The organism is Burkholderia pyrrocinia, assembly GCF_001028665.1.
Taxonomy (GTDB): Bacteria; Pseudomonadota; Gammaproteobacteria; order Burkholderiales; family Burkholderiaceae; genus Burkholderia; species Burkholderia pyrrocinia.
Genome location: NZ_CP011504.1, coordinates 3,073,999 through 3,091,938 on the forward strand (window position 1 = coordinate 3,073,999; position 17,940 = coordinate 3,091,938).

General features: G+C 64.4%; 19 protein-coding genes and 1 pseudogene. 7 read left to right on the forward strand and 13 right to left on the reverse strand.

Going from position 1 to position 17,940, the window contains the following annotated elements; translation table 11 throughout:
* Positions 1–10: 10 nt before the first annotated feature.
* The 5 genes from ABD05_RS29725 to ABD05_RS29745 are packed head-to-tail and all read right to left on the reverse strand — an operon-like array spanning position 11 to position 4,319.
* Positions 11–784 (reverse strand): SDR family NAD(P)-dependent oxidoreductase, encoded by a 774-nt coding sequence (locus ABD05_RS29725; RefSeq protein ID WP_047903499.1) that lies wholly within the window; start codon positions 782–784, stop codon positions 11–13.
* Positions 774–1,967 (reverse strand): oxidoreductase, encoded by a 1,194-nt coding sequence (locus ABD05_RS29730; RefSeq protein ID WP_053059991.1) that lies wholly within the window; start codon positions 1,965–1,967, stop codon positions 774–776. Before ABD05_RS29730 ends, ABD05_RS29725 begins: the two co-directional genes overlap by 11 nt.
* Positions 1,964–3,187 carry an AfsA-related hotdog domain-containing protein gene (locus ABD05_RS29735; RefSeq protein ID WP_047903501.1) on the reverse strand — a complete coding sequence of 408 codons (1,224 nt, stop codon included), beginning with the start codon at positions 3,185–3,187 and terminating at the stop codon, positions 1,964–1,966. The genes ABD05_RS29730 and ABD05_RS29735 overlap by 4 nt, the downstream gene beginning before the upstream one ends.
* Entirely contained in the window at positions 3,187–3,735 is a 549-nt protein-coding gene (locus ABD05_RS29740) for a DUF2867 domain-containing protein (protein ID WP_047903502.1), read from the reverse strand. Before ABD05_RS29740 ends, ABD05_RS29735 begins: the two co-directional genes overlap by 1 nt.
* Positions 3,732–4,319: an NAD(P)H-dependent oxidoreductase gene (locus ABD05_RS29745; protein ID WP_238594192.1), complete on the reverse strand. Its 588-nt coding sequence runs from the start codon at positions 4,317–4,319 to the stop codon at positions 3,732–3,734. The genes ABD05_RS29740 and ABD05_RS29745 overlap by 4 nt, the downstream gene beginning before the upstream one ends.
* A 644-nt stretch (positions 4,320–4,963) precedes the next feature.
* Here ABD05_RS29745 and ABD05_RS29750 point away from each other — a divergent pair.
* The 4 genes from ABD05_RS29750 (at position 4,964) to ABD05_RS29765 (ending at position 9,226) form a co-directional block, all read left to right on the forward strand.
* Positions 4,964–5,686, forward strand: a complete 723-nt coding sequence (locus ABD05_RS29750; RefSeq protein WP_053059993.1) for a helix-turn-helix transcriptional regulator — start codon at positions 4,964–4,966, stop codon at positions 5,684–5,686.
* Positions 5,687–5,974: 288 nt separating this feature from the next.
* Positions 5,975–7,438 carry a metallophosphoesterase gene (locus ABD05_RS29755; RefSeq protein ID WP_047903503.1) on the forward strand — a complete coding sequence of 488 codons (1,464 nt, stop codon included), beginning with the start codon at positions 5,975–5,977 and terminating at the stop codon, positions 7,436–7,438.
* Complete coding sequence (locus tag ABD05_RS29760) at positions 7,435–8,853, forward strand: cytochrome-c peroxidase (RefSeq protein ID WP_047903504.1); 1,419 nt, start codon at positions 7,435–7,437, stop codon at positions 8,851–8,853. Before ABD05_RS29755 ends, ABD05_RS29760 begins: the two co-directional genes overlap by 4 nt.
* 97 nt (positions 8,854–8,950) lie before the next feature.
* Positions 8,951–9,226 (forward strand): CppA family protein, encoded by a 276-nt coding sequence (locus ABD05_RS29765; protein ID WP_047903505.1) that lies wholly within the window; start codon positions 8,951–8,953, stop codon positions 9,224–9,226.
* 81 nt (positions 9,227–9,307) lie between these two features.
* Here ABD05_RS29765 and ABD05_RS29770 read toward each other — a convergent pair whose 3' ends face one another.
* Entirely contained in the window at positions 9,308–10,792 is a 1,485-nt protein-coding gene (locus ABD05_RS29770; protein ID WP_409994818.1) for an aminotransferase-like domain-containing protein, read from the reverse strand.
* A 203-nt stretch (positions 10,793–10,995) separates the two neighbouring features.
* On the opposite strand from ABD05_RS29770, the gene ABD05_RS29775 reads away from it, so the two are divergent.
* Entirely contained in the window at positions 10,996–11,346 is a 351-nt protein-coding gene (locus ABD05_RS29775) for a hypothetical protein (RefSeq protein ID WP_047903507.1), read from the forward strand.
* A gap of 144 nt (positions 11,347–11,490) precedes the next feature.
* Here ABD05_RS29775 and ABD05_RS29780 read toward each other — a convergent pair whose 3' ends face one another.
* Genes ABD05_RS29780 through ABD05_RS29790 form a run of 3 tightly spaced genes read right to left on the reverse strand, consistent with a single transcriptional unit; the run spans position 11,491 to position 12,695 of the window.
* Complete coding sequence (locus ABD05_RS29780; protein WP_047903508.1) at positions 11,491–11,919, reverse strand: DUF6691 family protein; 429 nt, start codon at positions 11,917–11,919, stop codon at positions 11,491–11,493.
* Position 11,920: 1 nt separating this feature from the next.
* Positions 11,921–12,355 (reverse strand): YeeE/YedE family protein, encoded by a 435-nt coding sequence (locus ABD05_RS29785; RefSeq protein ID WP_047903509.1) that lies wholly within the window; start codon positions 12,353–12,355, stop codon positions 11,921–11,923.
* Positions 12,345–12,695, reverse strand: a complete 351-nt coding sequence (locus tag ABD05_RS29790) for an ArsR/SmtB family transcription factor (RefSeq protein WP_047903510.1) — start codon at positions 12,693–12,695, stop codon at positions 12,345–12,347. The genes ABD05_RS29785 and ABD05_RS29790 overlap by 11 nt, the downstream gene beginning before the upstream one ends.
* Before the next feature lie 171 nt (positions 12,696–12,866).
* Here ABD05_RS29790 and ABD05_RS38010 point away from each other — a divergent pair.
* Positions 12,867–13,019: pseudogene (locus tag ABD05_RS38010) on the forward strand (LysR family transcriptional regulator); the annotation flags it as partial.
* Between the two features lie 43 nt (positions 13,020–13,062).
* Here ABD05_RS38010 and ABD05_RS29795 read toward each other — a convergent pair.
* From ABD05_RS29795 to ABD05_RS29810, 4 genes are read right to left on the reverse strand one after another with little or no spacing between them, the layout of a single operon-like run.
* Positions 13,063–14,331 carry an NAD(P)/FAD-dependent oxidoreductase gene (locus tag ABD05_RS29795; RefSeq protein ID WP_047903511.1) on the reverse strand — a complete coding sequence of 423 codons (1,269 nt, stop codon included), beginning with the start codon at positions 14,329–14,331 and terminating at the stop codon, positions 13,063–13,065.
* Positions 14,328–14,561, reverse strand: a complete 234-nt coding sequence (locus tag ABD05_RS29800) for a 2Fe-2S iron-sulfur cluster-binding protein (RefSeq protein ID WP_012338331.1) — start codon at positions 14,559–14,561, stop codon at positions 14,328–14,330. The genes ABD05_RS29795 and ABD05_RS29800 overlap by 4 nt, the downstream gene beginning before the upstream one ends.
* Positions 14,558–15,685 carry an NAD(P)/FAD-dependent oxidoreductase gene (locus ABD05_RS29805; protein WP_047903512.1) on the reverse strand — a complete coding sequence of 376 codons (1,128 nt, stop codon included), beginning with the start codon at positions 15,683–15,685 and terminating at the stop codon, positions 14,558–14,560. Before ABD05_RS29805 ends, ABD05_RS29800 begins: the two co-directional genes overlap by 4 nt.
* Positions 15,682–16,614 (reverse strand): 4-hydroxyproline epimerase, encoded by a 933-nt coding sequence (locus ABD05_RS29810; protein ID WP_047903897.1) that lies wholly within the window; start codon positions 16,612–16,614, stop codon positions 15,682–15,684. The genes ABD05_RS29805 and ABD05_RS29810 overlap by 4 nt, the downstream gene beginning before the upstream one ends.
* A gap of 251 nt (positions 16,615–16,865) precedes the next feature.
* On the opposite strand from ABD05_RS29810, the gene ABD05_RS29820 reads away from it, so the two are divergent.
* Positions 16,866–17,786, forward strand: a complete 921-nt coding sequence (locus ABD05_RS29820) for a dihydrodipicolinate synthase family protein (protein ID WP_011547925.1) — start codon at positions 16,866–16,868, stop codon at positions 17,784–17,786.
* Positions 17,787–17,940: the final 154 nt, after the last annotated feature.

Below are 17,940 nucleotides of genomic sequence, written 5' to 3' on the forward strand. Positions count from 1 at the left end.
ACGACCCCATTCAGCATTTGCCTGCTTGATAGCCACCGTCGACATTCAGAATCGTCCCGGTGACATAGGATGATTCACCGCCCAGCAAATAAACGACACTGCCTGCTATCTCCTCCGGCTCGGCGAAGCGCTTCATCGCGGTTGACGCCGCCTTGAGTCTCGTCCGTTCTGGGTTGGCCGCGAGCCTTTCGGGAGAGTTCATACCGCCATAGGTCGGCCCCGGCGCCACGGCGTTGACGCGTACCGCATAACTGTCCGCACCGTCGTCACACGCACTCTCCATCGCCGCCACCTGAGTCAATGCATTGAGTGCCGCCTTGCTGGCCACGTAAGCCGCCTGATTCGGGATTGGCACGACGCCGGCACACGACGAGACATTTACAATCGCTCCACCGGGCGATCGCCCGATGCATTGCAACTCGCGACGCATGCAATACAGCGGACCGGAAACATTGACTCGCAGCACATGCTCCCAGCTCGCCGCCGAAATCTGTGCAACCGGACCGTAAGGCGCCGTGACGCCCGCATTGTTCACCGCCAGTTCAAAATGCTCGAAGCGACGCTCTATTTCGTCGAACGCAGCTTCTACTGATGCGAGATCTCCGACGTCACAAGCAACGAAAGCGGCTGCCGGGCCAAGGTGCTCCACCACTCTTCGCCCCTTGTCCCCATCACGCCCCAGAATGACGACGCGAGCACCTTCACGAACCATCCGCTCGGCCACCGCCAAACCGATGCCGCTCGTTCCGCCAGAAATAACGCAGGTTTTACCGTTAAACATCATGATCGTCGTCCAATGAATATTTGATATGCGTGGGGCGCCGATAATTTGGATTGACGCAGCAATAGACGCGATCGAGATTCGGATTGCTCTTATCCCGAAAGCAATTTCCATCGAATCGGCATGCGTTGATTAGATGCGCTTGTCCGGCAACTGATTTCAGGATCAAGTCGTTGTCGGCAAATAACGCGCGTGTCATACCGACCAAGTCGGCCGTACCATCGGCAACAAGAGCTTCGATCTCGCTCAGCGAACCGACGAAGCCCGCGAAGCCGATCGGAATGGACACCGTCGAACGAATCGATCGAACACCGCTGAGCAACAGTTGGCGCGTCTCCGGTGTCGGGCGCATCATTCGGTCAAAGGTCTCTCCAATCGAGATGGAGCACATGATCGCCACCACGCCGGCCTGCTCCAATGCTCGTGCCACGTCATGCAGTAGATGCGGCCGCTGTCCAGTGTCGCCAAGGCAATCGTCTATGCCTAGGCGAACGCTTATCTCGAGCGAGTTTCCGGTCGCCGAACGGATATCGTCGATAACCTCGAGGAGCAGTCGAGCGCGACGCATGGGTGTACCGCCATAGCCATCCTTTCTTCTGTTGGTATGCGGCGACAGAAAGCTGCTGAGCAGATAGCCATTCGAGGCTTGCAGTTGCACCAGATCGGCTCCAGACTGCCGAGCAAGGCATGCCGCACGGACAAATTGCGCGCGCACCGCCGCGATGTCCGCGAGATCCATGGTTCGAACGCGGTATGTCGGATCGATCTTCTGCATTCTGCGACACGGAACCCCGCTAGGACTCAACAACGGCGCGCCAGTAGGCAGGCATTTGCCTTGAGCACCATAGTGCTGGAGTTGCACGGCGACGCGGCAATGGTGATCCGCACCGTAGGCTATCACCGGCGCGAGGCGATTCGCGTGGTGGGCAGTGTGCAGGCACAGCCCCCGGCTCTGCAATCGCGTCGATGAATCGATTGACGAATTGCCGAGTACCAACATACCGCAGCCACCCAGGATCATGCCCTCGTAAAAATGCATCATCGATTCAGATAACGAACCGTCTTTATCCGCAAGATCGATGCCCATCGGGGCAAAATACACCCGGTTTTTTACCATCTGCATCCGACCGATTCGCAACGGTGACAATGCCGCCGAATACCGATATTCGTTGACACGCGAAGTCATTCCACATCACTCCTCTGGGCGGCGGGCAACTCGGCAACGCACGAACTGGACGCCTGGCCGATCTCGAATGCACACTCCCCAAAAAAACAGTGGCATTTGATCGTTTCTTTGAGAGCGACCATCTGTTCGCGCGACAAATCTCCAAACTTCACCGTGACTTCGCCTTCATGCGGAGAGGTTTCGATCGATTCCAGAGGAAATGACAGGAAACCGCTTTTTTCTACATAAATTGATATATGCTTCGCAGTCCGAAGCATATTGACCAATCCTTGACTGACACGTAATCGACCGGCACGCAAAGACAGGGCCGTCAACGTCGCCTGAATCGGCAGGCCGCCGGGTATGCCGATCAGTGTCCGAATGGATAATCTGGAAGACGGAACAAACCAGTGACTTTCCGGAACATTCAGAACGCGCATCCTGCGGAACACATCGACTTTCATCGCCCCGCCTACAAGATGCACTTGTGCAACCAACCTGCCGTTCTGGTAAAAGCTAGCGGTCTTGTCAATGAACCGTGGCTTGATCCGGGTCACGCCTTCCGTCTGGGTGACCAGTACTTCGACGTCGTATGCCGACTCGACATAGCTGACGAAGCGAACATCGAGCCTCGACATCGAGATCGACACATCTCCGCGTTCGTAACCGCTGAAATTGTAGAGGTAGTGGTACATCGACTGACGAGCAACTTCGATCAGCATCAAGCCAGGAACATGCTCGTGGGGCTTGCGATAAAAGAAGTAATTTTCCGTGTCGTTTACCATCCGGTAACTGCTCATTGGGGCAGCGTTCCAATCCGGCGAACGCGTCAGGAGCCTGGCGATGTGTGCAATGGCCTGTTCGCCCGGAGGCACTACCGCGGGAAAGAAGCGCCGGCGCAGACATGTCTCGACCGACCTGGGTAGATAGCGTGCGTCGATCCGGTATCGGCCCGCATCCAATGCGTAGTACTCCGACAAATCCAGATCAAAATCCTTCCCGGATTCCACTACGCCACGACTCAGATACAGGGGAACGCCTTTCAATACAAAAAAACCGTCTTCCTTACGATAAATCGCATTAAATCTATCGATATCGTCGACCGACCAATGCCTCTCAAGCGTTACGCATTGCGCCTCTTCTATCCATACGGGAATGACATGATTTTCACCCGCGATCAAAACATCGTGGACGCTGTCTTTGTGAACAATATCCGGAGTAATGGGCTTTAATGACATCATCACGACCTTTCCTTGATTGCGCCGGTTATCGCTTCCACCTTTCTCAGCATCTTGCGAACGATATGCCGGTGCGCCACCGCAACCGGGACCATGTAGAGGCGCCCATACATGTTGTAGGTTTCAACCGACGTCGTAACATACATTGACTTGGCACGGCCGGTCACTATTGCGCCGTCAGCACGGGGCACGATATCGACAGAAACCATGACGGCCAGATGCCGGTCTCGGGAAGACAGCACCAGTTGGTAGTCACCGATCCTCTCAACCGTGAAGAAATCGAGCCGACCGCCGACTAAAGGTGTCGACCTCGGTCTCTTTCTCGAAAACCCTTTAATTTCCCGCACGTTGAACAGTCTTGATATCTTGTCGCGCAAAAAAAATGCACCTCGCAACGGTAACGAAATATCCGTCGTCATGATGCGGTAGGCCTCGAATGCCGTAAACGGACCATTCAGCGGCGCACAATCGACGTGCAGGAAATTCAAATTGTTCGCACTCCCGACCAAGCATGCACTGTCCGGAATATCCGCAATATAGGATCTTTTCATTGGATGAGCGAAATCCCTGCTGACTCAGCCTTGCAAAGCAATTCTTCATAAGCGCGAGCCGATGTATCATAACTTCTCTTGATCTCAACCATGATTTTATCGACCGCCTCCACAAGAGCAACATCATCGATAAATACCGACTCATAAGCCGAGAAAGCTCCCAAATATCGGGCCCTTATATAACACACCGTCTGCTGCAGTGGACGAAGCAGCTCATCGACCGTATGATTGTTGAATCCGCTCGCTCTATAAGCCGATTCTGGCGCCCCAATCGTGGTAACAACCAGGAATTCCTTGTCGCGCAACTTGTCTCCGTTACGGGCATAGGCAAACCCGGGCGTAAATACATCATCGATCCATTGCTTCATCAGCGCGGGGCACGAATACCAATACATCGGAAACAGCAAAACAATCCGATTATGATGCGTCAGTCGATCCTGTTCGGCCGCAACATCAAATTGATGGTTAGCAAAATTCTCCGCAAGAATGTGCAGCGTGATAGCGTTATCCGTACGCAGCGCACTGACCACCGCCCTATTAACACGCGAAGATTCGAGATCTGGGTGACCACAAATTACCAGCATTTCACTCAAATCGACCTCCATTTTTTAATATACAAAAACGAAAATTACCATTCCGCTAGACTTACGACCCTACGATTCAGATCGCCACCCCACACGAGAAACACTCATCATTAACGACGCACCTCGAAATTAATCAAGCACCACCATTAAACGATAAATCGAATAATCTGTAACCTGCAATTTTTTATAGGTTATATAAGGATTCTGGATCTGACGCCTGCCTTCGACCTCACTCTTATCTTGCGACAAGATACTCAGACTGCAAATCGAACTTCGCGCCAATCCGCACAGACACTATGGAATGCATATAAATTATTTCAAACTGTGCCATACCGTCGAATCTCCGCTCCATTTGCGCCGATGGGAACATCGCCACACGCTCGATGAACGATGAGCATTCCGTGCTCTTGCCGCGCAGAACGATACCGCCAACCTATCCGATGACGCTTCGCAACATTCAGCAACTTTGACGAAAAAATAACATGAATAAACGGTTCGAAATTCATCCAAATCTTTCAAATTGTTAAATTTGGCATGCACATCAATCGCACCCCAGTCTTCCGGAATACTCACGATCCAGTCCATCCCAAAATTTCAAAACTCCTGCATTCGGCTAGACTATCGCCATCCAGCGAAGGTCTATCATGAATCATCTTGATAAATTGATCGAGTTAGTCGATTGCAAAACGGTCGACTCGTGGGCATCCCGCCTATTCTCGTTGGTCGAGTCATTTGGACTAGCCGGCGTAGTGTATGGAATCAAGAGAAGTAAGGCAGCAGAATTTTCGTCTGCGTTCATCAAAACCAATCTCTCCACGACATGGCTTCATCGCTACGAGCACCGACAGTTCTATGGCATTGACCCTATCATCGACCATTGCATGAGGCACAAGCTACCGCTGATCTGGGACGAGCGAACCTATGTAACGCCAATCCAGCGAGTGTTATATGAAGATGCGTTCGATCACGGCTTGAGATCAGGCATCGCCTTTCCTGTCCACGGCCCGGATGGTCAGTTTGGCGTCTCGAGCTTCGTTTCCAACGAAGCAAATGCGGGAAGCATGTTCGCGTGCAAAAAACTGCACGCATCGCTGTCTATGTTGAGTGATTACGCAACCGAAACATCGATTGCATTCTCGGCAAGCCATTTCAATTCAAATCGTGCGATCAACCTGACGGCACGCGAGCTCGAATGCCTGACATTACTCGGCATCGGCAAAACGTCGTGGGAAATATCGCGAATCCTGACGTGTTCGGAAGCAACCGTTAATTTCCATGTCTACAACCTGATCAGGAAGTTTGGCGTAAGAACCCGGCAGCAAGCCGTTATCAAAGGGATTTGCCATGGTCTCATTGCTCCGACCTGAAGCGCCCATGTCCGCTCGAAGCCGTCCATCCGGTGCGTGGTATGCACACTAGCCTCCCCCGGAGGATCTGAGCGACGGATGATTTCGCGGCCGTGGCAAATACAGCACCAGTCGGCCCGGTGCCAGTCGTTCGTCGCTTCTGGATCGCCTGAGTGGCGCTGGCCAGCAATCAGTCTCAGATGCCGAACCGCAGCGTGGCTTCGTCATGCGCGAACCGACGTGCCTCGTTTTTTCACATTTCTTACATTCGCGCTGCGTATCGTTGACGACTTTCCTACGGTGCCTCCCATGCGACGACTCCTCCCGCGCGCACTGCTTGCGCGCTGCGCCCCCCTTGTTGCCCTCGCCGCGCTGTCGGCGTGCTCGAATCACATCGATACGCCGGCCGATCCGGCAAGCGCCGCGATCAACGTCCAGGCCGCATGGGTCGAGATCGGCGACGCGAACCAGGCGATCGCACGCGTCATCACGAACTACACCCCCGCGTCGGCCAGCGATCCGCTGTGTCCGCAACTGACCGTCGACGGCAAGCTGTCGCGCATGACGCTGCGCGCAGGCGCCGCGACCCGGGCCCAGCGGCCGACCGCCAGCGACCCGGCCGATTCGAAGCCGTCGAACTTCCCGGTCTCCGTCTGCGAAACGACGTTGCCGGCCGATGCACAGGCGGCGAGCGTCGCGGGCCGCACGCTGCCGCTGCCGAAAGCGCAGCCGCAACGCATCGCGATCATCGCCGACACCGGCTGCCGGATGAAGAAGGCCGACAACGCATGGCAGGCGTGCAACGACGCGACGGTCTGGCCGTTCGACACGATCGCGGCCAGCGTCGCGAAGCTGTCGCCGGACCTGGTCATGCATGTGGGCGACTACCACTATCGCGAGAACGCCTGCCCGCCGGACATCGCCGGCTGCAAGGACAGCCCGTGGGGCTATGGCTGGGATACGTGGCAGGCCGACCTGTTCCGCCCGGCCGCGCCGCTGCTCGCGAAGGCGCCGTGGGTCGTCGTGCGCGGCAACCACGAGGAATGCGCGCGCGCAGGCCAGGGCTGGTTCCGCTTCCTCGATCCGCGCCCGTATTCGGCTGCCCGCTCGTGCGACGATCCGGCCAACGACACCAACGCGAACTATTCGGATCCCTATGCGGTGTCGCTCGGCGGCGGCTCGCAGGTGATCGTGTTCGACACCGCGAAGGTCGGCCGCACGCCGCTCAAGACGACCGACGCGCAATTCGGCATCTACCAGAAGCAGTTCCAGACGGTGGCCACGCTCGCGTCGAAGGCCGGCATGACGACGACGATCTTCACGAATCATCATCCGATCCTCGCGTTCGCGCCGATCGCCGGCAGCACGCCCGCGCCGGGCAACCTCGCGCTGCAGTCGGTGATGTCGAGCCTCTACGCGCAGGCGTACTACCCGCCGGGCGTACACGTCGCACTGCACGGTCACGTGCACGACTTCCAGGCGATCAACTTCTCGTCCGGACACCCGGCGACGATCGTGTCAGGCAACGGCGGCGACAACCTCGACGTCGCATTGCCCGACCCGTTCCCGGCCGGCCTGACGCCCGCACCGGGCGCCGTGATCGAGCGGCTGTCGCACAACAACAGCTTCGGTTTCCTGATCATGGAACGCCGTGCGGCACCCGCGACGGGCTGGGTGTTCCGTGCGTATTCGGCGGCAGGCAAGCTGCTCGCGTCGTGCAACCAGTCGGGCACGACGCTCGCCTGCGACAAGACGGGGTTCATTGCGCCGTGAGTGAAGAGGTTCGATGCGACGGCCGCGTTGCGCTCGGCCGGCAAACGCTGCACACGCTTGCCGCGGCCGTGCTCGCCGGCCTGGCGCTCGCCACGCACGCCGCGCCGTCCGAAACGGTCCTGCTTCCCGGCGCGCCGCCGTCGCGCGTCGTCGACACGATCGGCAACGGCACGCCGCAGGTGACGGGCAAGATCGACGCGGCCACCGCGCGCTTCGCGCCCGACCCGACGCTCGTCGCGCTCGGCCGTCGGATCTTCTTCGACCCGCGGCTGTCCGAGCCGCGCGGCATGTCGTGCGCGGGCTGCCACGATCCGGGCCGCGCGTTCGCGCCGACGCTGTCTGCGGCTTCGCTCGCGGGGCCCGGCGTGCCGGAAGGCAGCCGGCACGGGCGCTTCAGCCAGCGCAATGCGCCGTCGCTGCTCTATGTGCGCTACGTGCCGCGCCGCCACTTCTACCAGGACGACGATGCGCCCGCGCCGTCGCCGTTCGGCGGCCTGTTCAGCGATGGTCGCGCGGATACGCTCGCCGAGCAGATCCGCGGGCCGCTGTTCGATCCGAACGAGATGAACAACCGGTCGCCGGCCGCGCTGCTGCGCAAGGTCAATACGACCGAACTCGCGCCCGACCTCGCCGCGCGTTTCGGCGCGCCGGTGCGACGCGATCCCGAACAACTCGTGCGCGCGCTGGGTTCGGCCGTCGAGGCCTATCTGCAGAGCGACGAGATGGCGCCGTTCACGTCGCGCTTCGACGCGTTCCTGCGCACCCGCAAGCCGCTCGCGCCGGCCGAGATGCGCGGCCTCGCGCTGTTCCGGAATCCGGACAAGGGCAACTGCATGACCTGCCATACGCTGTCGGACACGTCGAACCGCCCGGAGCGCTCGCTCTTCACCGATTTCGGTTATGACGCGATCGCCGTGCCGCGCAACCGCGCGCTGCCGGCGAACCGCGATCCGCGCCATTTCGACAACGGACTGTGCGACACCGCGCGGCGGCTGCGCTGGCCCGAGCCGACGCAATGGTGCGGCTACCTGCGCACGCCGGGGCTGCGCAACGTCGCGGTCAAGCAGACGTTCATGCACAACGGCGTGTTCACGACGCTGCGCGACGCGGTCGCGTTCTACAACACGCGCTCGACCGACCCCGGCTTCTGGTATCACGGCGCCAGGACGTTCGACGACGTGCCGGCCGCCTATCGCGGCAACATCAACGTCAACTCGACGCCGATGAACCGCCGGCCCGGCACGCCGCCCGCGCTGACCGACGCGGAAATCGACGACATCGTCGCATTCCTCGGCACGCTGACCGACGCGCGCTATACGGGCATCGCCGCGGCCGCCGCCCCTGCCGCCCCTGCCGCCCCCGTCGCCGGGATCACCGGATCGCCGGACCGTCGAACCGCCGCGCCGGCGCGCTGACCCTGGCCGAACGGCCAGCCGCACGCGCGCCCGCTTGCGGTCGCCGCAAACACTGGTTATATTTACAGCACTGTATTTATGAACAGTGAGGTGCGCGATGGAACATCTGGTCCGTATCGTCAACGACACCGATCGCCAAGTGCTGGCGTGGCTTCGCACCCAGGCCGGCGACGCCCGCGTCGAGCGCGCGGCGCGCCAGCTCGGGCATACCCGCAAGCCTTTTCCGTCTGCCGTCTGCCGGTATCTGGGCATGAGCGCGCCGGCCACGCTGCGCCAGGCCGAACGGCCGCGCGTCGCACGCGATTTCTCGGTCGGCGATCGTTACCTGTCGTTGATCCGCCAGCACCTCGCCTCGCACTCGGCCAGCCGCTGACATGGCGGCGTCCGGCCGCCGAGGTGGCGCGGCGGGCCGGAACGCTCGCGCATGCGCGAGCCCGGCCGGCAGCCGCCGTGCTTATGCAGCAGCCGCAGCGTCGCGTATCAGGCGGCCGAGCGTTTCGAATGCCGCCTCGTGCGCCGCATCGAACACGCGCGTGCACGCAAGCCGGATATAAGCGTCGAAGCGGTCGGAATTCGAGAAGATCGAACCGGGCGCAATCTTGACCCCGTGCGCCAGTGCGGCGTCGAACAGCGCATCGGAGCGCACGCCGTCCGGCAACGCGATCCACAGCAGCATCCCGCCCGGCGGCTGGTTCATCCGGGTTCCGGCCGGAAAATGCCGCGCAATCGCGTCGATCGTCACATCGCGCTGCACGCGCAACTGTTCGCGAAACCGGTGCAGATGGCGATCGAACGCGCCCGAGCCGACGAACTCGGCGGCAACGGCCTGCAGCAACGCGGCGTTGTGCCGGCTGTGCGCGAACTTCAGCATCTTCACGCGCGCATGCCAGCGCCCCGCGCTCATCCAGCCGAGCCGCATCCCGGGGGCGAGCACCTTGTTGAACGACGGGCAGTAGATCACCGTGCCGTCGCGGTCCCATGCCTTGACCGGCTTGACCGCCTGCGGCGCCTCGACGAGCTCGCGATACGGCTCGTCCTCGATCACGGCCACGCCGTGGCGCGAGCACAGCGCGACGAGCGCGGCCTTGCGTTCGTCGGGCATCACGCAGCCGAGCGGGTTCTGCAGGTTCGGCACGACGACCACGGCCCGAATGTCCGAATACGCGGCCAGCGCCACTTCGAGCGCCTCGATCGACAAGCCGGTCGTCGGGCTGGCCGGGATTTCGAGCGCGCGCAGGCCGAGGCTTTCGAGCAACTGGATCAAGCCGAAGAAGGCCGGCGATTCGATCGCGATCGTGTCGCCGGGGCGCGCGACCGCGCGCAGCGCGAGATTCACTGCATCGACACCGCCACTCGTCGACATCACGTCGTCCGGCGACACGGTCACGCCATACGACAGCGCGCGTTTGGCCATCGTCTGCCGGAATTCGGGCGAACCGCCGACGGGCCCCGCGTCGGTCAACAGCGTCGGCTTGCGTCGCAGCAGCCGGATCGCCAGCGTCTGCAGGCGCTCGGTCGGATACAGCGCGGCCAGCGCGGACGCGCCGCCGAGATTCAACGCGTCGGTTGCCGCATTCGCGCGGTCGATTACGCGCGACACGCGTTCGTGCAGCCCCGCGAACGGCGGCTCGACGCTCAACGGCGGTCCTTCGCTTTCCGGCAGCGTTTCGAGCGCGGCCGACGCGCGGCGCCGCACGAAGTAGCCCGAGCGCGGCTTCGCCTCGCACCAGCCCGTATCCTCCAGCCGCCGGAATGCCTGGATCGCGGTCGACAGGCTCACGCCGTGCTGCGCCATGAATGCGCGCACCGACGGCATCCGGTCGCCGGGCGACAACGTGCCGGCCGCGATGATGCGGCGGTAATGTTCGGCAAGTCGTTCGTAAAGCGGCTCGCCGTCCATCGGCAAGGGCGTGCGGGATGCATCGGCGAAAGGCGTCATACGGGCCATCGTGCCCGCGCGATCCGGGGCACGCCAGATACAGATTCGGGGGAAACCCGCCGATACAGCGATGCAAAATCGGCACCTGCACCGCAACAGATTCCCGGTCCCTGAATCTGTCGTGCCCGCGCCTGTTTCCCTAACCTGACTGCACGCTGTCGCCTCGCCGTCGCGAGGCCGAGCAACCGGGAAAAGGAATCGCCATGCGGACGCAACATATCCGGCTCGACGCCGGGCAAAGCCACTTTGCGTGGTTCGACAAGGGCAGCCAGGTGATCGTGCTCGACGGTGCGCTCGCGGTTACGCTGCGTCACGGCGGGCTCGACTGGCTGCCCGACGCGCCGCACTACATCCGCCGTGTGCTCGACGAAGGCGAATGCCTGGTGCTCGACACGGCCGGTCACGTGGCGTTGTCGGCCGGCGGCGTCGGCGCGGTCAGCACGGCAGTCGTGGAGCCTGCCGGCCGCAGAAGCGTGCTCGCGGTGTGGCGCGCGATCCTGCGCCGGCTGTCCGGGCAGGTGCGCGGCGGCCATCATGTGCGAGAGCATTCCTGACGTCGCGGCGCACCGAGCCGCGGTATCGGCCACGCAGTCACCACATCATTGCGGCAACGAGCGAACGCATCGCGCTCCAGCCATCCTCATCCGGAGAGAGCGCCTCGACCGACGCAGCCTGCCCGGCACGCGGCGACCATCGCGTCACCGCGCACTCCTGCTCCTGCGACGCTCGACCCACTCGAATATCGCCATCCCGGCCAGCATCGCGACGACGAACCCGATTCCCTTGGCCGACCCGAAGCCGATCGACACGATCGCGGGCCCCGGGCAAAACCCGGCCATCCCCCAGCCGATGCCGAACACGGCGCTTCCGGCGACCAGGCGCACGGTGATCGCCCGCAAGGCCGGCAACTGCATCGGCAAGCCGAGCCACGACCGCTTCCGGCGTTTCGCCCACGCGAACGCGAACACGGCCACGCCCGTCGCGCCGGCCATCACGAACGCGAGCGACGGATCCCAGCGGCCCGCCAGGTCGAGAAAGCCGAGCACCTTGTGCGGATTGGCCATGCCCGACACGATGAGGCCGACGCCGAACAGCAGCCCCGCCAGAAACGCGAATCCAGCCTGCATGTCAACCTCCCAGCACGTGCCGGCGCACGAATACGGTCACGAAGCCCGCGATCATGAAGGTCGCCGTCGCGACGACCGAACGCAGTGCGCCGCGCGACATCCCGCACACACCGTGGCCGCTCGTGCAGCCGCCCGCGTACCGCGTGCCGATCCCGACCAGCAGGCCGGCCGCCATCAACTCGGGCCAGCCTGCATCGACCTGCGGCGTCAGGCCGGCTCCGGCGGCGCGCATCGCGAGCGGTGCGGCGATCAGCCCGGCGACGAATGCGACGCGCCAGTCGCGCTCTCCGGAACCCGCCGCGAACAGGCCGCCGACGATTCCGCTGATGCCGGCAATCCGGCCGTTGAACGCGACGAGCCACGCGGCCGCGAGCCCGATCAGCACGCCGCCGGCCAGCGACAGCCACGGCGTGAAATGAATCGCATCAAGCTGCATCGCGCGTCCCCTTCGCGGCCGGGCCGCAGAACTGTTCGTACAGCACGCCCATCACCGCGATCGCGGCCGGGCTGTCGAGCGAATAGTGGATGTTCTTGCCTTCGCGGCGCGTGCGGACCAGCGCGTTGTCCCGCAATACGCCGAGTTGCTGCGACAGCGTCGGCTGGCGGATGTCCAGCCTGGTCTCGAGATCGCTCACGCAGCGCTCGCCCTGCGACAGTTCGCAGAGCAGCAGCAGCCGGTCGGGATTCGACAGCACCTTGAGGAACGCACAGGCCGATTCGGCGGCGGCGCGCATCTGGTCGGGCTCGGGCAGCCCGGCGGGAGGGTCGTTGTTCATCGGGGCGGGAGGACAATTAACAAAACAATATTATATCTATAAATATAATATTGCTTCCCGCCGTTTATCCATCGGCGACCTTGTGCCCTCTTCGCTCAGGTTTGCTCGCCCGCAATCGCACTGGCGGCCGACGCACGCGCCGCATCAGCGCGAACCATGCCGCGCGCCAGCATCCTGCCGATGGAGCTCGAGGGCCAGGGCGCGGTGTCGATGTACCGGCACCCCGACAGCGCGAATCGCGCTGCCGGGGCCGCGACGATCGAGTGCCTGCGCGCCTGTGCGGCGCCTCAGGTCAGTGGATGGGAGAAGGTCGAGGTGGAGTGAATGACGCGGCCCGGCATCGACCGGGCCGCTTCACTGCGACGCGTCACGCGCCGTCGCAGGATGCCGTGCCGTCCAGCATCAGCGTGCCGACCCGCGCGGGCACGAGCGGCGTGCGCGGCACGGGTGGCGTCCAGCCGAACAGCGCCTGCGCGGCCGCGCCGCATACGCGGCCCTGGCACGCGCCCATCCCGCAGCGCGACTGCAGCTTCGCGGCCGTCCAGCCCGGCTCGCGTGCGACCGCATCGAAACGCACATCCTCGCAGCGGCACAGCAGCGTATCGGGCCGCGCGAGCCGGCGGATCGGCTCGCGAATCGCGAAACGCTCGCGTACGGCATCGGCAAACGCCTGCCAGTGCGCGCGCCGCGCGACGAGCGCGGCCAACGGCGCGGTCTGCCCAGTCGCCGCATAACCGGCGATTTCGCCTTCGACCATCGCCAGCTCGCTGCCGCCGACGCCCGTGCACTCGCCGGCCGCGAAGTACCCGTCGCGGCTCGTACGCTGGTGCGCGTCGACCGCCACCGCGCCGTTCTCGATCCGGCAGCCGAGGTGGCTCGGCAGCACGGTGTTCGGCACGAGGCCGAAGCCGCACGCGAGCCGGTCGCAATCGACGACGAACTCGCGATCGCCTTGGCGGATCCGCACGCGTTCGAGCCGCTTGTCGCCGAACGCCTCGACGACGTGCGCATCGGGCCGATAAGCGGCCGTGACGAGCTTCGCGGCCTGCGCGAGCTTCGACGGCCAGCGCCACAGCCCTGCGCCGAAGCCGGCCACGTCGCCCCATGCGGCCTGTTCGAGCACGTGCGACACGCGCGCGCCGGCCTGACGGGCCGTCGCCGCGCTCGCCAGCAGCAGCGGCCCGCTGCCCGCGATCACCGTGCGCTGCCCACACACGTCGAGGCCGTACTTGATCAGCGCCTGCAAGCCGCCTGCGCCCGTGACGCCCGGCAGCGTCCAGCCCGGAAACGGCAGCAGCAGCTCGCGTGCGCCGCAGCAGAGAATCAGCGTCCGGAAATCGAGCAGCAGCCCGCGTTCGTCGTCCTCGAGCAGCAGCGTGCCCGGCTGCGTTTCGGCGACGATGCGCGTCGCTGCAAGGTGCGTGACGTTCGGCTGCCGCAGGACGGCGAGGCGTTCGGCGGCGGCCGAAACCGGCGTGGCCGCTGCGCTTTGCCGCCAGATCTGCCCGCCCGCGCGCGGGTTGTCGTCGACGATCGCAACCGTTGCACCGCTTTGCGCGGCGGCCCGCGCGGCCGACAACCCGGCCGGGCCGGCCCCGACGATCGCGACGTCGACGCTCAGTCGTTCCTGTTTCATCTGGTGCGCTCCACCTGCATTCCGTCGCGGCACAACGTCTGGCAGGCCAGCCGACGCCTGCCGTCGATCGTCATCCGGCACTCCTGGCAGATGCCCATTCCGCAAAACGGCGCACGCGCCGCACCCGTGCACGACACGCGCGTCGTGTCGTCGCCGCTCGCCGCGACGGCGGCCGCGACGGTCGCGCCGTCGGCCACCGTCAGCGCGCGGCCGTCCAGATGAATGATCATGTCAGCGCTCCAGCTACGGGGGACGCGGTCAGGAAGCGTCCCGGCAAATACGGTTCGATATCGATGGGCGGCCGTTCGCCGGCCATCTGCGCGGCGACGAGCCGCGCGCTGCCCGGCGCGGTCGTCACGCCGAGCCCTTCGTGCCCGACCGCGAGCCACACGCCCGGCCGCGCCGGGTGCTCGCCGAGCAGCGGCAGGCCGTCGGGGCTCGCGGAACGGAACCCTGTCCATGAACGGATCCCGTTCAGGTCGGCCAGATCCGGCAGATAGCCAACCGCGCGACGCAGCATCCGCGCAAGCACGGGCGGCTCGACGCGCGCGTCCTCGGTATCGAACTGGCGCGACGAGCCGATCAGCAACTGGCCGGTCGGCCGCGGCTGCACGTTGAACGCGACCGACGTGCCGTCGCTCGCATGCGCGCTCGCCGCATAACCCAGCTCGACGAGCTGGTGCGACACGTGGCCCGGATAGCGATCGGTGATCAGCAGGTGGCCCTTTTTCGGGCGCAGCGGCAGTTCGGGCAGCAGCGTGCGCGCCGCGACGCCGTTCGCGACGACCACGCGTTCCGCGCGCAATGTGTCGCCGCTCGCGAGCGTCACGCTCGTGCCGTCGACCGCCATGGCCCGGTCGCGGCGCAACGTGATGCGCGGGGCGCGCTGCAGCAGCCAGTTCGCGGTGACGGGCGCATAGAGGATCGCGTCGCCGGGAATCTTCAGCGCGCCGCCGAGCCCGGCGCGCAGCATCGGCTCCAGTTGCGCGAGCGTCGCCGCGTCGATCAGCTCGCCGGCCACGCCGTGCGCGGCAAGCGTCGCCTGCTTCGCGCGCGCGAGATCCATCTCGTGCGCGTCGGCCGCGAGCCACAGCGTGCCGCAGTTGCGGTACGCGCAGCCTTCCGGCATCTCGCCGCTCAACGCGCGCCACAGTTCGATCGAGTAATGGCTCAGCGCGAGCTCGGCCGCGTTGTCGTCCATCGCGACGAGGTGGCCCATCCCCGCGCCGGTCGCACCGCCGCTCGCGTCGTCGACGACGAGCACGCGCAGCCCGCGCTGCGCGAGTTCGTGCGCGCACGCCGCGCCGACGATGCCGGCGCCGATCACGACGACGTCGGTACTTGCGTCGCTCACGGCGCGATGCCCCAGCCGAACGGATCGTCTTCCTCGATCAGCAGCGTCGCTTCCGCGCTCAGGTGCGCGCTGCCGCGGATCGTCGGCACGATGCCGCCGTCGGCCTGCTCGTAGCTCGCGTGGAACACGCTGCCGATCACGCTCGCCTGCCGCCACACGGCGCCCGGCGCGAGCTTGCCGTCGGCCGCGAGGCACGCGAGCTTCGCGCTCGTGCCGGTGCCGCACGGCGAACGGTCGTACGCGAGGCCCGGGCACAGCACGAAGCTGCGGCTGTCGTGCTCGGGATCGTCGGCGAACAGCTCGATATGGTCGATCTCGCCGCCGTTCGCGCCGGCGATGCCCGCGCGTTCGAGCCCTTCGCGCACGGCCGACGCATACGCGGTGAGCGCCGCGACGTTGTCGCCGGCGACGCGCTGCCCGTGGTCGCTGATCAGGAAGAACCAGTTGCCGCCCCACGCGATGTCGCCCTTCACGGGGCCGTAACCCGGCACGTCGACCGCGACACCCTTCGCGTGGCGATACGCGGGCACGTTGCGCACGCTGACCGACAGGTCGTCGTGCAGCGTCGCCTCGACGGTGCCGACGGGCGTTTCGATCAGATGAATGCCGGGCCGAATGCGCCCCATGTGATGCAGCGTGCGCACGACGCCGATCGTGCCGTGCCCGCACATCCCGAGATAGCCGCTATTGTTGAAGAAGATCACGCCGGCCGCCGCGTCGGGCGACACGGGTTCGCACAGCAGCGCGCCGACCAGCACGTCGCTGCCGCGCGGCTCGAGGATGCACGCGGTACGGTAACGGTCGTGCTCGCGCGCGAGCACGTCGCGGCGCTCGGCCATCGTGCCGCTGCCGAGCGAGGGGAATCCGGACACGACGAGCCGAGTGGGTTCGCCGCCCGTGTGCGAATCGATGATCTGGATGCGCTTCATCATGAGCCGTCCGAAGTGGGGAAAGGAGCATAGCTTCCTCTGTCGCGCGTCCGTCCGCTTGTGGCTTTTCGATGGGGACGACGACGAAATCGGCATAGCGCGAGGCGCCCTTCGCGCCCCTGCCGGCCGCTGTGCCGATTTCGTCATTTTGCTCCGCGATACGACTCAAGCGTGATGGGCATTTGCGCGGCGATACTGGTTGCCACACCGACACACCTGTCGGCCGACCGATACGAACGTAGGAGATTTCAGTGAGCCGCAAAGCCATTCAATGGACCGGGGTTTTCCCGGCCGTCAGCACCCAGTTCAAGCCGGACTTTTCCCTCGACATCGACGCCACGCACCGCGTGGTGAAGAACCTGGTGAACGACGGCGTGTCGGGCCTCGTGGTCTGCGGCACGGTCGGCGAAAACACGTCGCTGTCGACGAGCGAGAAGCTGCAGGTGATCGAGGCTGCGCGCGACGCGGCCGGCGGCAAGATTCCGGTGATCGCCGGCATCGCCGAATTCACGACCGAATTCGCACGCAACACGGTGCGCGAAGCGCAGCGCGTCGGCGTCGACGGCGTGATGGTCATGCCCGCGCTGGTCTACTCGGCGAAGCCGCATGAAACCGCCGCGCACTTCCGCGCGGTCGCGACGAGCACCGACCTGCCGGTGATGGTCTACAACAACCCGCCGATCTACAAGAACGACGTGACGCCCGACGTGCTGATCGCGCTGCAGGACTGCGAGAACATCGTCTGCTTCAAGGATTCGTCGGGCGACACGCGCCGCTTCATCGACCTGCGCAATGCAGTCGGCGATCGCTTCGTGCTGTTCGCGGGCCTCGACGACGTCGTGGTCGAAAGCATCGCGGTCGGTGCCGAAGGCTGGGTGTCGGGCATGTCGAACGCGTTCCCGAAGGAAGGCGAGACGCTGTTCCGCCTTGCGAAGCAAAAGCGCTTCGACGAAGCGCTCGCGCTGTACCGCTGGTTCATGCCGCTGCTGCACCTCGACGCACGCCCCGACCTCGTGCAGTGCATCAAGCTGTGCGAAGAACTGGTCGGCCGCGGCAGCGCGATCACGCGTCCGCCGCGCCTCGCGCTGCAGGGCGACACGCTCGCGGAAGTGAAGGCAATCGTCGCGAAGGCGCTCGAAACGCGCCCGGCGCTGCCCGACGTCGGTCTCTGATCGACTCCCCCTGCGGCGGCGTGCAGGCTTCCCCCCGCGCGCCGCCGTCTCCGGTCCGGCATGGCCTGCGGGCCCGTTCGCCCCGGCGCCCGCCTGCGCCGCGCGTGAACGGCCCGCGGCCCGCCCCGGTCGTTCGAACCGGGCGACGCCGGCC

Bases quoted from the DNA above. Each gene is read 5' to 3' on its own strand.
- ABD05_RS29745 (WP_238594192.1), bottom strand. From the start codon at position 4,319: ATGCTGGTAATTTGTGGTCACCCAGATCTCGAATCTTCGCGTGTTAAT.
- ABD05_RS29785 (WP_047903509.1), bottom strand. From the start codon at position 12,355: ATGCAGCTTGATGCGATTCATTTCACGCCGTGGCTGTCGCTGGCCGGC.
- ABD05_RS29800 (WP_012338331.1), bottom strand. From the start codon at position 14,561: ATGATCATTCATCTGGACGGCCGCGCGCTGACGGTGGCCGACGGCGCG.
- ABD05_RS29770 (WP_409994818.1), bottom strand. From the start codon at position 10,792: ATGACGCCTTTCGCCGATGCATCCCGCACGCCCTTGCCGATGGACGGC.
- ABD05_RS29750 (WP_053059993.1), top strand. From the start codon at position 4,964: ATGAATCATCTTGATAAATTGATCGAGTTAGTCGATTGCAAAACGGTC.
- ABD05_RS29780 (WP_047903508.1), bottom strand. From the start codon at position 11,919: ATGCAGGCTGGATTCGCGTTTCTGGCGGGGCTGCTGTTCGGCGTCGGC.
- ABD05_RS29755 (WP_047903503.1), top strand. From the start codon at position 5,975: ATGCGACGACTCCTCCCGCGCGCACTGCTTGCGCGCTGCGCCCCCCTT.
- ABD05_RS29730 (WP_053059991.1), bottom strand. From the start codon at position 1,967: ATGACTTCGCGTGTCAACGAATATCGGTATTCGGCGGCATTGTCACCG.
- ABD05_RS29725 (WP_047903499.1), bottom strand. From the start codon at position 784: ATGATGTTTAACGGTAAAACCTGCGTTATTTCTGGCGGAACGAGCGGC.
- ABD05_RS29740 (WP_047903502.1), bottom strand. From the start codon at position 3,735: ATGAAAAGATCCTATATTGCGGATATTCCGGACAGTGCATGCTTGGTC.
- ABD05_RS29795 (WP_047903511.1), bottom strand. From the start codon at position 14,331: ATGAAACAGGAACGACTGAGCGTCGACGTCGCGATCGTCGGGGCCGGC.
- ABD05_RS29765 (WP_047903505.1), top strand. From the start codon at position 8,951: ATGGAACATCTGGTCCGTATCGTCAACGACACCGATCGCCAAGTGCTG.
- ABD05_RS29810 (WP_047903897.1), bottom strand. From the start codon at position 16,614: ATGAAGCGCATCCAGATCATCGATTCGCACACGGGCGGCGAACCCACT.
- ABD05_RS29790 (WP_047903510.1), bottom strand. From the start codon at position 12,695: ATGAACAACGACCCTCCCGCCGGGCTGCCCGAGCCCGACCAGATGCGC.
- ABD05_RS29775 (WP_047903507.1), top strand. From the start codon at position 10,996: ATGCGGACGCAACATATCCGGCTCGACGCCGGGCAAAGCCACTTTGCG.
- ABD05_RS29735 (WP_047903501.1), bottom strand. From the start codon at position 3,187: ATGATGTCATTAAAGCCCATTACTCCGGATATTGTTCACAAAGACAGC.